Source organism: Chlorogloeopsis fritschii PCC 6912, from assembly GCF_000317285.1.
Classification (GTDB): domain Bacteria; phylum Cyanobacteriota; class Cyanobacteriia; order Cyanobacteriales; family Nostocaceae; genus Chlorogloeopsis; species Chlorogloeopsis fritschii.
On the sequence record NZ_AJLN01000113.1, the window covers coordinates 26,275 to 41,998 of the forward strand.

Sequence of the window (15,724 nt, forward strand, 5' to 3'; positions counted from 1 at the left end):
ATTTTGTACCTAAGTCCCGATCGCAAAATGTGGCTACTCTTAAAGCTTCTCAACAAGGATTGGCAAAAATCAAGCAAGCTAGAATTGCTAAGGGATGGTCTATCGATGATTTTAGATGGATGGAGTTAGCGAGCGAACTGCTCGGAGTTTATTGGCAAGAAAATGGAGTTCTTGCGGTTGGCATATCCGAAGGTACTTGGAAGCGTTTTTTAGCAGGAAAGCACCCAATTAATGCGGAGGCATTTAAAGCCTATTGCCAAGTGCTGGAAATTGACTGGGAAGAAGTAATTGAAAAGCCAGACACAACTAACAAATCCCCATCTGTTTCCCCGCTCTCCACTTCCCAAGACTGGGGTGAGGCTCCTGATGTCTCCATTTTTTATGGTCGTGAGGCAGAATTAAATACTGTTAAAGGTTGGATAGTAGAGGACAAATGCCGCTTAGTTACATTGCTGGGGATGGGTGGAATTGGTAAAACCACTCTAGCAGTGAAGTTGGCACAGGAAATTATTCCGAGTTTTGAGTATGTGATTTGGCGGAGTTTGCGTAATCCTCCACCGATAGAAGATATTTTGGCAGAACTGATTCAATTTTTATCTGGGCAGCAAGAAACCAATTTACCCACTCATCTAGATGGTAGAATTTCGCGGTTGTTGAAGTGTTTGCGTGCTTCGCGCTGCTTGCTGATTTTAGACAACGTTGAGTCAATTTTACAGGCAGGCGATCGCACTGGTCGTTATCGTACAGGATATGAAGGTTACGGTCAATTATTGCAATGTATTGCTGATACTTCACACCAAAGCAGTCTCATCTTAACCTCGCGGGAGAAACCCCAAGGTATTGCTAAGTTTGAAGGGGAACTTTTACCTGTGCGTTATCTCCAACTTGCGGGTTTACCAGACACTCCAGGGCGCGAATTATTCAAGCTCAAAGGCACATTTACAGCGACAGAAGATGAATGGCAAACACTTATTAACCGTTACGGTGGCAATCCTCTAGCTTTGAAGATTGTAGCTTCTTCTATTCATGATATTTTTGACGGCGATATTTCCCAATTTCTCGCCATTTCTCAACAAGGTAATTTTATCTTTGATGATATCCGCGATTTGCTAAATCAACAGTTCCATCGCCTCACCAACTTGGAACAAGAAATTATGTACTGGCTGGCAATTAATCGGGAGCCAATTTCATTAGCACAATTGCAAGCAGATTTTGTTACTCACATACCACCGCGAGAAGTAATAGAATCACTCAGTTCTTTGCAGCGACGTTCTTTTATCGAAAAAAGTTCTTCTGGTTTTTCTCAGCAACCTGTGGTGATGGAATACGTCACTAATCAATTAATTGAGTGTGTTTGTCAAGAAATAGTTAGTCAAAAAATTTCTCTATTTAAAAGCCATGCCTTGATGAAAGCCCAAGCCAAAGATTATGTAAGAGAAACTCAAATTAGTTTAATTTTGCAACCAATAATTGATGAATTAATTGTCCAGCTTGGTAGTGCAGAAAAAATAGCAAATTATATCAGTGAAATCCTCACTCAACTGCGGATGCAATCAACTCAGACAACAGGTTATGCCGGGGGAAATGCTCTGAATTTGCTGCACCATGCCCAAGTTGATTTGAGTGGTTTTGATTTTTCTCAGTTAAATGTTTGGCAAGCTTACCTTCAGGGTGTGAATTTGCATAATCTGAATTTTGCAGGTTCAGATTTATCAAGTTGCGTTTTTACGGAAACTCTGGGCAATATTTTATCGGCTGCTTTTAGCCCAGATGGTGAACTTTTGGCAACCTGTGACACTGATTGTCACGTGCGTTTGTGGGAAGTGAAAACAGGTAAATTGCTATTTATTTGTCAGGGGCATAGCAATTGGGTACGTTGTGTAGTATTTAGTCCTGATGGAGAAATATTAGCGAGTTGTGGTGCTGACAAAACGGTGAAGCTGTGGAGTGTGGGAGATGGAGTTTGTATTAAAACTTTGATTGGGCATGAACACGAGACATTTGCCGTTGCTTTTAGTCCAGATAGTCAAATTTTAGCTAGTGCTAGTGGCGATCGCACGATTAAATTATGGGATGTTGAAGATGGTAAATGCTTGAACACTCTCAACGGACATCAAGATTGGGTGCGTTGTGTGGCTTTTAGTGCGGATGGGCAAACCTTGGCAAGTGGCAGTAGCGATCGCACAATTAAGTTATGGAATGTGAGTAAAGGTAAATGTTCAACTACCCTAACAGAACATCAAGGTTGGGTGCGTTCAGTAGCATTTAGTCCGGATGGAGAAATTTTAGCTAGTGGCAGTGGCGATCGCACGATCAAAATTTGGAACTATCGCACAGGTAATTGCTTAAAAACTTACACTGGACACACCAACGGAGTCTACTCAGTAGCATTTTCTCCCCAAGGTGAAATACTTGCCAGTGGTAGCGGCGATAATACGGTTAAACTTTGGGATACGCAAACTCATACTTGCATCAAAACCTTACACGGGCATACAAACGAAGTCTGCTTTGTCGCCTTCAGCCCCGATAGCCAAACATTGGTTTGTGTAAGTCTAGACCAAACCGTGAGATTATGGGATTCGCACACCGGGCAATGCTTAAAAACATGGTATGGCAATACAGATTGGGCGTTACCAGTAGCTTTTAGCCCAATCCCCCCCTTCATAAGCGGGGTTGGGGGGATCTTAGCCAGTGGCAGTAACGATAAAACAATCAAATTATGGAATTGGCAGACTGGCGAGTGCGTAAGAACATTACAGGGGCACATAGACTTTATTTATGGTATCGCCTTTAGTCCCGATGGACAAATCTTGGCAAGTGGTAGTACAGATTCCTCAGTCAGATTGTGGAATGTTGACACCGGTAGATGCTTTCAAATTCTTCACGGACATTCCGATTGGATAGATGCAGTCGCCTATCATCCCCAAGGTAAAATAATTGCTAGTGGTAGTGCCGACTGTACGGTTAAGCTGTGGGATGACAGTACAGGTCAATGCCTCAAAACCTTGACTGGACATACAGAAAAAATCCTGGGAATTGCCTTTAGTCCTGGTGGAGAAATTATCGCTAGTGCCAGCGCCGACCAAACTGTAAAATTATGGGATTCGCAAACAGGTAACTGCATCAAAACAATTCTCGCCCATAATGCTCGAATTTACGCTGCTGTTTTTAGTCCAGAGGGGAAAACCCTAGCCACCGCCAGCACAGATCAAACCATCAAACTGTGGGATATCTCCACTCTGAAATGTCTCAAAACCTTTACAGGGCATACCAATTGGGTATTTGCTATTGCTTTTAATCCCGATGGCAAAACCCTGGCTAGTGCTTCCCACGATCAAACGGTGAGAATTTGGGATGTGAAGACAGGCAAATGTCGCCATGTCTGCATTGGACATACACATTTAGTATCTGGCATTGCCTTTAGTCCAGATGGACAATACATTGCCAGTGGTTCTCAAGACCAAACTGTGAGAATTTGGGATGTGAGAACAGGCGAATGCATCAGATTATTGAGGACAAAAAGGCTATATGAGGGGATGAATATTGCTGGTGTGAAAGGGTTAACGGAAGCTACAGTTTTAACATTACAAGCTCTTGGTGCTGTGATTTAGTGTAGTTAAAAACACAGATCCCCGACTTTTGGTGAGAAGTCGGGAATCTTACAGCTTGAATTATAGAACCACAGTGATCTTGATCCGAAATTCATTAACTCCAACTTGAGTGAAAACATCTTTATGTTTGTATTCTTTATTAGTTTTAGGATCTCGATAACTTAAGCGACCAATATATAGCTTATTAGGATTAATAGTCGTCAGATGGGCATTTGATGTATCACCATTTTTGACATCATTTAATCGTGAGCGATCTGATGCATTTGATTTGTCTTCCATAACAGTAAACCTAATATTTGGTTTAACTGAATCATGCACACCTTCTATATTCCAACGAACTCGAATATCGGGATAGTTGAGGAAAAAGTTTTGAGAAACACGACTTTTTTGACCATTAGCAGCAGCTAAACTAACTGTGACATCTTCTGCTACAACTTCCCAGTCTGATGGAGTCGTAGAACGAGATTGATGTCCTTGAGTTTGGATGTATTGCTCTACACTCTCTCTCATCAGTTTTTGCTTTTGAGCAATTGCTGAATCTTCAGGAAAACGTTCCTTAGTAAATAATTCGTATAAGGGGTACAATTGCAATTTAGTAGGCACTGGATCTTGTCTGATAGTTTGTAACCAAGTATTAAGGTCTCTATTAGGAGTTCCACCTATCCACTGAATGTTTTCTCGCCCACGTTCTACGGTAGAGCGAAATATTTTGCTTTTCTGTGTTTCAGTTCCAGAGCCTACTTGACCTGTTACATTCTTAAAAGTACCTTCAGCTTCAACACTGACATTAATACCTTCTAAAACCATGCGACGATAATCTTCACGGCTCATTTTGATAAACTGATAAGCTCGTCCACCAAATGCCACATTAGTAGAAAAATGAGTACCAAACTTGTCAATAAATTGTCGATATGCCTGCTTATTAGCAACACTAGGAAGAGCTAAAACAGCTTGGTATAATTCTTCTCCTATCGGTAAGAAATCAGTTTGATGCAAAAGCAATCTAAGTTCATGATCGATAAACTCAACTTGCGTATAACTATATAAATTAGTACGAGTTCTGGTTTCTTGCTCTACTTTGTTGTATGTTGTGCTGTTACTAAAAGCAAATCCTTGTGGAATTCCCACACCTAATGACACATTTTGACTAAACTTTTGCTGGAAATCGTAAGTTGATAACAGCATCAATGTTTCTTGAGCGTAACTCCCACTGGAGCCTGATTTATACTCTGTACCTTTAGGTTGAGTGCGCTTTGATCGGGAATTGGTTCAAATTTTTCAGGAATGAATGTAACTGCTGAAAAATGTTTAGATGATTCTCCAATCCTCAAGGGATCTAGCTGTAAGATATCATAACAACGACCCAAAGCATCTATATTTTTCAAAGGCAAAATTTTGGCAGCAATAGTTGTCATAATTGACTCCTTAATCTAGTGATTTTTATTTATTAAAATTGAACTATTTTTGTTATAATTCAAGTATGATTGTCCTGTCGATGTAGAAAAAGTATGTATTTATCTGGGGAATCATCGACTGAAATATTCTAAAGTTAAGTGGCTAAAATACTTAACTTTTCTGTATCGACTATTGTTTGTCTGCAACCTATAAGTAAAAGAATCAATCACAGATATCCTCAGGTCAGGAGAACAAAGTCATGCAATTAACTTATCGAGCTGCTAATTACGAATTTAACTCTACAGTTGTGAAAGTAGCCAATAGCGATCGCATAGGTATGTATCGGGGTACAAAAATTAAATTTTCCAGTCCTGCTGTTACACGTAAATCCCATGCCCATACTTCTAGTCAACTGAAGTATCGTGGTATAAATTACACTATCTGGCATTAAACTAATTCGTAATTTGGGTAGGCAAAATTAAAGTTACAGATGAAGGCGGGAGGAAACAGATTTTGTTTCCTGTCCCGCCTATTTTCTACGAAGAAAGTGTGTAATTAGTTTTATTTTAGTATCAGGAAATGAATATTCAACAAGAGCCAGAAGCTCTAGTTATCGTTACCAGGTTGAATCTGGTAACGAGGGTTTGTCGGCTAACACCTCTAAGCTGTCGGGATTGGTGCAAGACATTCATGAGCAGAGTTCACAACAAAGAAATGAAAGTGAATCTTTCCCTTCTGCCTACCTACTTCTATCCGCTCCGCGTCTACTGCCTTCTGCCTTTCAAGACAGATGTGAATAAAAGAAGAATTCAGACGTCAAAATAAAATTCCCCGAATTGTATTCGAGGAATTGACTCAAAAGTTAAAAGTAAATCTTTGTTTACGAAGCTGCTTCGATTGGTGTTCTAGTAGTCGTTAAGATGTTGGTCATAAATCTGCTGAAATCAACATACTTATAACTGTCATTTGCCGGATCGTATCTCAATATTGCAGCAAGCAAATAACCTTGATAAGTAAATGCTTTCTTGCCTGCTGGCACAGTGAACTCCATAGTTTCAGTTGTACTTTCACTCCATTGTTCTGTAAAGGTGATGTTGAATCCGATCTTGAAGCCAGCTTTTACCACCTCTGCACTAGCCTCAAACGAGAGTTCTGTGCTGAAAGATTGGGATGCTGTGAAAGTAAAACCACTAGTTACACTTTTGCTATACTTTGTGTCAGCGTCGGAATTGCTGTTGTCTAAAGAGCCAATATTATCTAAATCAGGAGAGTATAAAACAATAACCTCCACAAAGTCCTCTTTTGAAATTTTTGGTAAGCTTTTGCTAAATGTATCCTTAATTGCTGGAGGTAAACTAGGAAATATTTCTACTGTGCTAGGTTTTGCGGGTATCTTGAAAAGGAACAGATTGTTTTTGAAATGGGACTGGACAAATTCAACATCTGCGTTGAGAGCATCAATGCTATCGTATAGCACTGAGCGAGACCAGATAGTTAGAGTAGTATCATGTTTAAGTGAATCCTTTTTCTTTTTGTAATCTTTAATGACCAAATGCCAGTTGATTGTTAACACACCGATCGCATCAGCTTCACGTGTTTCTGGATTGTAATTTTCTACCAAAAATATGACTCTACTATCTGAGACATCGTAGTCTTGGACATTCGCATCATTAATGGGAGCGATCGCATTACTCAATACAGATTCTATAGAGTCTTTGTCGAGTCCTTTAACGAGACTTGCTGAAGCAATAGTGCCGACATTTACGAATAAACTTTTAATTGAGTCTACAGATGTAAATTTCCCCGTGTACGTAGTTGGCTGATATTTTATGCCAGTAAAACTCGATCTGTTCTTGACAAGATAATCAAAGTGAGACGGGAATTGAATATATTCCAATTCAGTACTATATCCCAAAGCTGAAGAATCAGGTTCCCAGTTTGCCTCTGAGGCTTTTTCCAAACCATTGTAGGATAAACTGCCGACATCAAATTGACCATCAAACTCATTTGTATAGAATGCTTTGCCGTCTTCACTTTGTTTATATGATTTAATGCCGTAAGTTTGTATAACTCCGCTGGGAAGTTTACTCTTTACTTCACTGATAGATGCACTAAGGTTCTCTTTTTCTGTATAAATACAGGTCAACCCAATACTCGCTAGTTGTTTTTGTAATATCTCCGCTGTCAGTTTTGTTGGTTCAGTTTTATTCAGGCTAATTTTTACTTTTCTTTGAGGTATAGGCATTGTTATTCTCCTTTCGATTACCATTAATCGGTAGCTATGATTAATATTTTTAGTGATGTTATAGAGAATAGTCCATACAGAAAAATTAAGGATTTGATGGCTTAAATTTTAGCTAAAGTTGGGTTTTATTTAAGTAAAATTCTTGATTTTATATTTATGATTATTAAATATGCTCATCTAATTTTTGTAGACGCTAAATTCTTTATAGAAATACTCTTAAGTCACTCTTTCCTTGGTTTCTTAGCTTTTCTATTATTAGAGGTCTCATATTATATTTTTGAAATATACGTAGTGGTCTATGCCATTAATTGCGATCGGTTGTGAAAGTTTGTAGTCAGCGGTGGAGCCGCTGAAATTAATGAGCGATAAATCGCTAACTACAAACCCCTTAGAACTAATGACATGACACAGCTTTTACGCAAAGTTAAGTTTCTTCTCACTTCAAAATCCTTAACTTTTCTACATGGACAATTGACCGCTCAAGCCTTAAAAATAAGTTCAGTCAAGCTTTGATAAATGACGCAGGCAACCCGAATGCACGAACTGTTGTCACCCTACGAGTATCAAGTTGGCGGTCGTCTCCCCGTAGATGCACCTAGCTATGTCATACGCCAAGCGGATAAAGAACTCTACCAGGCTTTAAAATCAGGTGCATTTTGTTACGTCCTCAACTGTCGCCAAATGGGAAAATCTAGCCTGCGGGTACAGGTGGCAAAGCAACTACAAGAGGATGGCTTTGCCTGTGCAACGGTTGATCTATCTGGAATAGGAAACAGAAATATTACGCCAGACCAGTGGTACGCTGACATTATTATGCGTCTGGTGCGAAGTTTGCGGCTATCTGGGCAAATTAATGTCCGCAATTGGTTAATAGAAAGACAATATTTATCGCCTGTCGGTCGTTTGGGTGAGTTACTCCAAAACTTACTGCCAGAGTTGATTGCTCAACCAATCGTGATTTTTTTCGACGAAATCGACAGTACCCTCAGCTTACCATTTAATTCTGATGATTTTTTTGCGTTAATCCGAGCTTGCCACGAACGCAAACGTCTCACTTTTGCCTTATTAGGAGTAGCAACCCCCTCAGATTTGATTGTAGATAAAACCCGGACACCTTTTAATATTGGTCGGGCAATTGAGTTGAATGGGTTTCATGTGGATGAAGTTAAACCGCTAGAGGTAGGATTGGCTGATTTGGTAGACAATCCCAAGGCAGTACTGAAGGAAATACTTGCTTGGACGGGAGGACAGCCATTTCTCACTCAGAAGTTGTGTAATTTGATAGCACAGCAGGAGAAATGGGAGAGCGGGGTGCCAAGCCGCAGGGAAGAAAAATTTCCCACTCTTGAGTACCCGTTTTTGCAAAAACTGATGGGGGAGATATTAACGCAGCATGAAGAAATTGCCGATCGCGTGTCTGCAATTGTGCGATCGCATCTCATCGAAAATTGGGCAGCCCAAGACGAACCACCCCATCTCAGGACAATACGCGATCGCCTACTGAGCAACGAGCAACGTGCCAGCAGACTGCTAGGACTATATCAGCAAATTCTCCAAGATGGCAGTATTCTTGCTGATGATTCTCCAGAAAAAATAGAGTTACTCTTATCGGGATTGGTTGTCAAAAAACAGGGTTATTTGCGAGTTTACAACCGCATTTATCAGGAAGTTTTTAACTCTGAATGGGTGGAAAAGCAATTAAATAAATTACGACCTTACGCAGATTTACTGAATACTTGGGTAGCTTCTAATTATCAAAATGAAACCTATCTCCTGCGGGGAGAAGCGCTCAAAGCAGCTCAAGCTTGGTCGAAGGGAAAAAGCTTAAGTAATCAAGATTACCGATTTTTAGCTGCTAGTGAAGAACTGGATAAACGAGAGGTACAGATTGCACTCACTGCATCGGAGCAAGCAAATCAAATATTACTCAACGCTCAACAGCAAGCCAAGAAAACCATTCAGCGCGGACTAATGGGATTAACAGTACTTTCGGTAGCAGCTGCTACCTTAGTAGGATTATCGGGATTGTTGACATGGCAAACAACGCAACAAAAACGACAGGTAAATCTTGGCGAGATTAAAACACTGATTCTTTCATCAGAAGCTGCTTTTAAGTCTGATCAAAACTTAGATGCCTTGGCTGAAAGTATCAAAGCAAATATTAAATTGAACCAATTGGGATGGAATCATGCAAGTACAGACTTGAAAGTACAGTTAGAAAAGGCACTGCGACAGTCTATCTATTGGGTGCGCGAAAGCAATCGTTTAGTAGGGCATACAGATGTAGTTACGCGAGTGAAATTCAGTCCCGATGGGCAAAAGCTCGCCTCTGCTAGTTGGGACAAGACTGTGAAAATTTGGCGACGGGACGGAAAGCTACTTCATACCCTGCGGGGGCATACTGATGGTGTATGGAGTGTTAATTTTAGCCCTGATGGCAAGATGTTGGTTAGCGCCAGTCGGGATAAAACTGTTAAGGTTTGGCGGGTTGAGGATGGTCGAGAAATTCTGACTTTACCTCACAACGATTGGGTAGCGTGTGTAGGCTTCAGCCCCGATAGCAAGATGGTAGCAGGGATGGAGTGGAATAGCACAATGCGATTGTGGAATTTGGCAGGTAAAGAATTGCGATCGTTTCATACGCATAATGCACCTGCTGTAGCAATTAGTTTCAGTCCCAAGGGGAATGCGATCGCTACCGCCAGCCGTGATGGTACTGCAAAACTCTGGAACCTGAACGGTGAAGAACTAGTGACACTCAAGGGGCATCGCGATTGGGTAATGTACGTTAATTTCAGTCGGGATGGCAAAACAATTGCTACTGCCAGTAAGGACAATACCGCGAAACTTTGGGATTTAGAAGGAAAAGAATTAGTGACCTTGCGTGGACATACTGACACCCTTGGTAGTGTAGTCTTTAATCGCGACAGTCAAACTATTGCTACAGCTGGTTGGGATCAAACCATCCGACTGTGGAACCGTCAAGGAAAACAATTACAAGTTCTCCAAGGTCATACAGATGCAATTTGGGGTGTCAATTTTAGCAATGATGGTCGCTTTCTGGCTAGTAGTGGTGAGGATGGGATGGTAAGATTGTGGAATTTAGGCAATAAATCCCACTCTTTCATACTCAATCTTGGCGATGCTGCCGCTGCTAGTGTCAGTTTTAGTCCTGATGGTCAGACCTTGGGTACTGCTGGTAGATATACGATGGCTAAACTGTGGAATCGACAAGGACAAGAACTAGCTAGATTGAGCGGTCATGACGATACCTTGAGAAATTTGCAATTTAGCCCGAATGGTAAACTTATTGCTACTACCAGTCGAGACAAAACCATTAAGTTGTGGAACCGACAAGGAAAAGAACTGGCAACACTGCGAGGGCATCAAGCAGATGTCAGGAGTGTGAGTTTCAGTCCTGACAGTCAAACTCTTGCTAGTGCAAGTTGGGATACAACTGCCAAATTGTGGAATCTGGCAGGTCAAGAAATTGCTATCCTGCAAGGGCATGAGGCTGGTGTTAGAAGTGTAAATTTCAGCCTTGATGGTCAAATTATCGCTACCGCCAGCGAAGATGGTACAGCCAAACTCTGGAGCACTCAAGGAAAAGAATTGTTAACCCTGCGAGGACATCAAGCAGGAGTAAATTCAGTTAGTTTCAGTCCCGATCACGACATAATTGCAACTGCGAGTAAAGATAAAACAGCCAAGCTTTGGAACCGAAAGGGCGAAGAATTGCTGACTCTCCGGGGACATAAAGGTGAAGTAAATGTTGTCATTTTCAGTTCTAATGGACAGATGATCGTCACTGCCAGTGAAGATATGACAGTTAAGCTTTGGAACCGCAAGGGCGAAGTGTTGCAAACTCTTGGCGGACATAGCGCTGGGGTGAAAAGTCTGAGTTTTAGTGCTGATAGTCGGGTTTTAGCATCATCAGACTCAATTGGTAACGTCATTCTTTGGAATTTAGATATTGATTCCAGCCCAGAGAAATTATTGCTGGAAGGGTGCAATTGGATCGGGGATTATTTAAAAAATAGTGCGAATGTCAAAGCAGAAGACCGTCATTTGTGCGATCGCCTGCTGTGAGATTAGCTCAAATTACCTGTTAACTTAAATCCTGCCCAGTAGTAAGGATGATCGTAAATCTTTTTCTCTTTTGACATTTGACTAGTTCTGTGTAACTCCGCTGCTAAATGCGTTCTAATTCTTAATTCCTCACCAGGCAGTTGATTGATTACATCTTCGTACCATTTTGTCAATTGCCCGGCAGTTAATTCTCTCAGCCATGCTGTTGCTTCTAAAAAGGCAGTAGTTATCGATTGATTGAGCTTAATTCTTCGGTAAAATTCAATCATTACCAAAGCAGCGGCAGCTGAGTCTACAGTCCACAGGTTGTTAACTACATAAGGTACTCCCAGACTGAGAAAAGCGTGAGCTAAACTTACATACTCGGTGGTGGTGCTTTGGGGGTAAGACATAGCTGTTTCAGAAGCTGACAGCGTAATCAGTTTGTAATTTACTAAGGAATTTTTACAAATTTCTTCTAGAGTGAGTTTATCGTGTGCTAATAATAATGCTGATTGATGTGGATGAATCAAATTTTCAGTTAATTGCCCAATAAAATGAAGCAGATTGCGATCGCCACTCAGGGCATTTTCTATCTGCTGTTTGGTAGCCTGTGACTCTGGGATGCGTTGACAATTATCAAATAACTGACTAATCAACTCAGCTTCGATTTTGGCAAATTTCTGTCTGGAATAATCCGTGCTGTTCGGTTGTTCGACACTCAATAAACTCAGTTCGTCTGTCTGTCTTACAAATTTTGCTTTTAGAAATAATCCGATTTGAGCGGTTGGCAGGTAAGTAATTTTGAAATTTGCATTCAAATTTGACGATTCTTCCTGTGCAGCAAGATGGAAAAGGGCATGAAGAGGATAGGCGTGCAAATCGCGGTGGGGAATTAAAATCAGTTGGGTGATGTCTTCGAGTTCCTGTATGGTTGCAGAAATGTTGAGGATATTTTTGAGTTGTAAAAGCCTCCGTTCCATGTCTAAACGCCAGGAATGTTTGCTTTTGCTTTGTTCGTCTTCACCGACGCGGCGATATTCCTGATATTGTTGATTCCATTCCTGCACCCATTTTTCAAATTCAATTAAGCGTGCTACTGCTTCGGGTACAGGCAATTCATCAATAGAGTCAAAATTGAGTACGGGTGTAAAGATGGGGATGGGTTCTGGAGAATTGTATTTGATGACAAAGGTGCGTAGGGTGCAAGGGGTAATATGCCAGCACACGATCGCAGTTGTGGGATTGAGTAGTTGGTGAACGTCAGCGTAGGTGGGTGAGTAAATTTCATCAGTCCAACCATATAATAGCCAGTTCAAACAGGCATTTTTGCCTTGTTCTAAGATTTCCCAGCCAGGAGCTAAATCTCCATATAGGATGGCGATATCAACGGTTAACTGGGCTATGCCTGCAAATTTCAAAACGAGTTGCTTTTTACTTTCATCTGTGCGATCGCTTTCGTTTAATAAGCTTTGCAACAAATAAATAGCGCGTTGCTGGTATTCGTGTGCTGGTGCTTTTTCTCCCAAAACCACTAGCGTTTTGATTAGATTTTGCAGCACCTCTAAATGCAATAGAGTCAATCCTTCTGCTGTGAAAGCATAGAGCGCTTGTTCGTATGCAGTTGCAGCTTGCAGCCAATAATAGCGGGGTGGAGAATGTTGCTTACCTTGTTCGTAATGAGCATTACCGATCGCTAGAGAAAGTGTAGCCCAGCCTTCAGGGTGAGTTGTTGGGCTAATATATCTCAACCCTTCTTGATAACTTGCTAATCTGCCATCATAGCCGCGCTCATTCAAGGCAGGATTGATATGAGATTGTTGTTGTACAAGCCCTTCAAAATTAACTGCACCTCCAGCAGCATTACCTCGCCCCAGCCAAGCTTCCCAAAAATCTGGTTGCAGAAGTAGAGCTTGATCGTAAGAGGCGATCGCTTCTTCAAATCGCTTCAGGTGAGATTGAGCTACGCCTAAGTTGTACCAGATCAGATGAAAATCGGGTTTAAGTTCTATCGCTTTGTAGTAGGAGGCGATCGCTTCTTCCCGACGCCCCAAATTATCTGAGGCGACACCACGATTGAACCACGTTAAATAAAAATCGCTCTTGATCGCGATGGCTCGATCCCAAGAGGCGATCGCATCTTGCCACCTTCCCAAATTTGCTAGTGCTACTCCCCTGTCAACCCAAACGTCGTGGAAGTCAGGATTAATTTGTGTAGCGCGATCGTAAGCTTTAACTGCATCTTCCCAATTTGCTACTTTCTCCAGTTCGCTTCCCAGGGCATACCAAGCTTCGTGACAGTCGGGATTAATTTCTGTGGCTTGGTAGTAATTGGCGATCGCATCTTCCCAACAACCTAAATTAGATAGTGCTAATCCCCGATTGTACCAAGCTAAATCCAACTGGGGATCGGATTCTATTGCTCTGTCGTAGGAAGCGATCGCGTCATGATGTTGCCCATTCTCAGCGAATGCCACGCCTCGCCAATACCAACTTAGGGAGTCTTGAGGTTGCAGTAATAGTGCTTGATCTAAACCGAAAATTGCTTCCGGTAGATATCCTAGTTTCAACTGCATTAAACCCCATCCAGAGTAGGCTTGCTGATAGTCGGGTTTTAATTCTAATGCTCGGTGGAAGCAAGCAAGTGCATCGGCAAAATATCCTAGCTCGCTTAAGGCTGCACCTTTGTTGTACCAACCTTTGTAAAAATCCGGTTTAATCTCCAGTACTTTGTCGTAAGAGGCGATCGCTTCGGTAAAATTGCCTAAATAAAATAACGTCAAACCTCGATTAAACCAATATTCGCAGACATCAGGTTTCAGTTCTAGGGCTTTGTCGTAATGTGTCATCGCTGTTGCTAAATCGCCGTTCTTAGCTTGTTGCAGAGCTTGGTAAAAATATGCTTGTGCTTGAGTTGTAATGCGATCGCTTAGATCGCTTACTGCTCCAATAATTGGATCTGAGTTGGTTGATGGAACTTCTAGCTCAACAGCTAATTGTTGGGCAAAGTTATTACTCTGCTCCCAGCTTACTAACAAATCATCTGCTGTCAGAGTTTCTTGTATCCAAGCTCCTTCCTCCTCACCAAAATTAATCAAGTTTGGAGATATATTTGCAGTATCTTCTTTTACTGGTTGTAAAGCTGTTACAAAACTATTTTGTGTTATTTGTGATACATCTTCTTCGTCTTCCCATAATCTCTCGCCAAAATTGCGTATCAATTCTATACCAGGAGTACTGAAAGATTCTATACCAGGAGTACTGAAAGATGATGCTGCAGATGTTGTAATTTCGACATCTTGCTGTTGCGGTAATTCCGTATTTGGTGGTGGAACAGGGATAGGTATAGCCTGGGTGGTTTCTAAATCTTCCCAATATTCTTCGCCTAAGTTCCGTGTTAGTAACCGTATACCCAAGTCGTAGGCAAGATCTCCAACAGTCCCAATTCCCAACTCTCCTAGCTGCACCATTCTTTCTGCTAACTGATTGTTTGGAGCGGGTGAAGTTAGCAATTTTTCACCAAAGTCCAGCAACCATTCTATCCAACGGTCAACACTGATACGATGTTCCATCCGTTGCAGATACTTGATTGCCCAATACTTGCCTCGTGCCTGATACACACCTTCTAACAATTGGGTAAACAAATATTCTAAATCCGCATTAGTTAGTTCGGGCGGCTTTTTTACCACCTGAGGTGCAGTTACAGCCCTTGCAGAAGCATACCGCTTTTTTTTGGGAGACTGCCGAAACCTTTTAAGCCATCGCACCAGCCACTTGAGCATTTTGGGAACTCTTGGATGTTTTCCTGTAGATTTTAGCGATCGATGTCTAAAAAACTATTGACTACGTAAAAACCGATGTAATAAACAAGATAAATTTGACATATTGTTAAGCATATTTTGTACATTTATACAGCTTTTCTCTAAATGGATGGTCAATTTTATAACATACATTTTTGTCAATCAGGTTTTTAGCATCATAGATTGGTGTTAAGTTGAGCAATGTTGAGCTAGCATTTCAAACCATGATATTGGAAGTTGCGATTCTTGAGGTGAAACCTGATTTAACTGAAGAATTTGAAGCTGCCTTCAAAACAGCCTCAACTATTATTGCTTCTATGCCAGGCTATATCTCCCATGAGCTTCAACGATGTCTAGAAACTACAAATCGTTATATTCTGCTTGTACGTTGGCAGCAATTAGAAGACCATACTATTGGGTTTCGACAATCACCAAAATATCAAGAGTGGCGATCGCTACTCCACCACTTCTACGATCCATTTCCGGTTGTCGAGCATTATGAAAGCGTTTTATTTAACTCTTGATCTGAGTTTTGCCCATGATACTCCCTAAATTTTCATTAGATGGGAAACTTGAAAACAGCAGTGGCATAAATTCAGTTATAT

At 41.2% G+C, this 15,724-nt stretch carries 8 protein-coding genes; 4 read left to right on the forward strand and 4 right to left on the reverse strand.

From position 1 onward, the window contains the following. Nucleotides 1–29 precede the first annotated feature (29 nt). Nucleotides 30–3,611: a WD40 domain-containing protein gene (locus UYC_RS0123805; RefSeq protein WP_026087469.1), complete on the forward strand. Its 3,582-nt coding sequence runs from the start codon at nt 30–32 to the stop codon at nt 3,609–3,611. A 60-nt stretch (nt 3,612–3,671) separates the two neighbouring features. On the opposite strand, the gene UYC_RS0123810 is transcribed toward UYC_RS0123805, so the two are convergent. Together UYC_RS0123810 and UYC_RS0123815 are read right to left on the reverse strand one after the other, a co-directional pair. Beyond that, on the reverse strand, nt 3,672–4,796 hold the full coding sequence (locus tag UYC_RS0123810) for an MAC/perforin domain-containing protein (RefSeq protein ID WP_016874793.1): 1,125 nt from the start codon (nt 4,794–4,796) through the stop codon (nt 3,672–3,674). Further along, on the reverse strand, nt 4,796–5,026 hold the full coding sequence (locus tag UYC_RS0123815; protein ID WP_016874792.1) for a hypothetical protein: 231 nt from the start codon (nt 5,024–5,026) through the stop codon (nt 4,796–4,798). The genes UYC_RS0123810 and UYC_RS0123815 overlap by 1 nt, the downstream gene beginning before the upstream one ends. A 239-nt stretch (nt 5,027–5,265) precedes the next feature. Between UYC_RS0123815 and UYC_RS0123820 the strand changes: the two genes are divergently transcribed. Continuing rightward, nucleotides 5,266–5,457 carry a DUF4278 domain-containing protein gene (locus UYC_RS0123820; RefSeq protein ID WP_016874791.1) on the forward strand — a complete coding sequence of 64 codons (192 nt, stop codon included), beginning with the start codon at nt 5,266–5,268 and terminating at the stop codon, nt 5,455–5,457. Between the two features lie 429 nt (nt 5,458–5,886). Here the strand turns inward: UYC_RS0123820 and UYC_RS0123825 are convergent, their stop codons facing one another. Continuing rightward, on the reverse strand, nt 5,887–7,251 hold the full coding sequence (locus UYC_RS0123825; protein WP_016874790.1) for a hypothetical protein: 1,365 nt from the start codon (nt 7,249–7,251) through the stop codon (nt 5,887–5,889). 516 nt (nt 7,252–7,767) lie between these two features. Here UYC_RS0123825 and UYC_RS0123830 point away from each other — a divergent pair. Next, entirely contained in the window at nt 7,768–11,340 is a 3,573-nt protein-coding gene (locus UYC_RS0123830; protein WP_392407140.1) for a WD40 domain-containing protein, read from the forward strand. Nucleotides 11,341–11,342: 2 nt separating this feature from the next. Here UYC_RS0123830 and UYC_RS0123835 read toward each other — a convergent pair whose 3' ends face one another. Further along, on the reverse strand, nt 11,343–15,101 hold the full coding sequence (locus tag UYC_RS0123835; protein WP_016874788.1) for a tetratricopeptide repeat protein: 3,759 nt from the start codon (nt 15,099–15,101) through the stop codon (nt 11,343–11,345). Between the two features lie 242 nt (nt 15,102–15,343). Here UYC_RS0123835 and UYC_RS0123840 point away from each other — a divergent pair, with 242 nt between their 5' ends. Next, nucleotides 15,344–15,643: an antibiotic biosynthesis monooxygenase family protein gene (locus tag UYC_RS0123840; RefSeq protein WP_016874787.1), complete on the forward strand. Its 300-nt coding sequence runs from the start codon at nt 15,344–15,346 to the stop codon at nt 15,641–15,643. The last annotated feature ends 81 nt before the right edge of the window (nt 15,644–15,724 follow it).

Bases quoted from the DNA above. Each gene is read 5' to 3' on its own strand.
- UYC_RS0123825 (WP_016874790.1), bottom strand. From the start codon at position 7,251: ATGCCTATACCTCAAAGAAAAGTAAAAATTAGCCTGAATAAAACTGAA.
- UYC_RS0123840 (WP_016874787.1), top strand. From the start codon at position 15,344: ATGATATTGGAAGTTGCGATTCTTGAGGTGAAACCTGATTTAACTGAA.
- UYC_RS0123835 (WP_016874788.1), bottom strand. From the start codon at position 15,101: ATGCTCAAGTGGCTGGTGCGATGGCTTAAAAGGTTTCGGCAGTCTCCC.
- UYC_RS0123830 (WP_392407140.1), top strand. From the start codon at position 7,768: ATGACGCAGGCAACCCGAATGCACGAACTGTTGTCACCCTACGAGTAT.
- UYC_RS0123810 (WP_016874793.1), bottom strand. From the start codon at position 4,796: ATGCTGTTATCAACTTACGATTTCCAGCAAAAGTTTAGTCAAAATGTG.
- UYC_RS0123820 (WP_016874791.1), top strand. From the start codon at position 5,266: ATGCAATTAACTTATCGAGCTGCTAATTACGAATTTAACTCTACAGTT.
- UYC_RS0123815 (WP_016874792.1), bottom strand. From the start codon at position 5,026: ATGACAACTATTGCTGCCAAAATTTTGCCTTTGAAAAATATAGATGCT.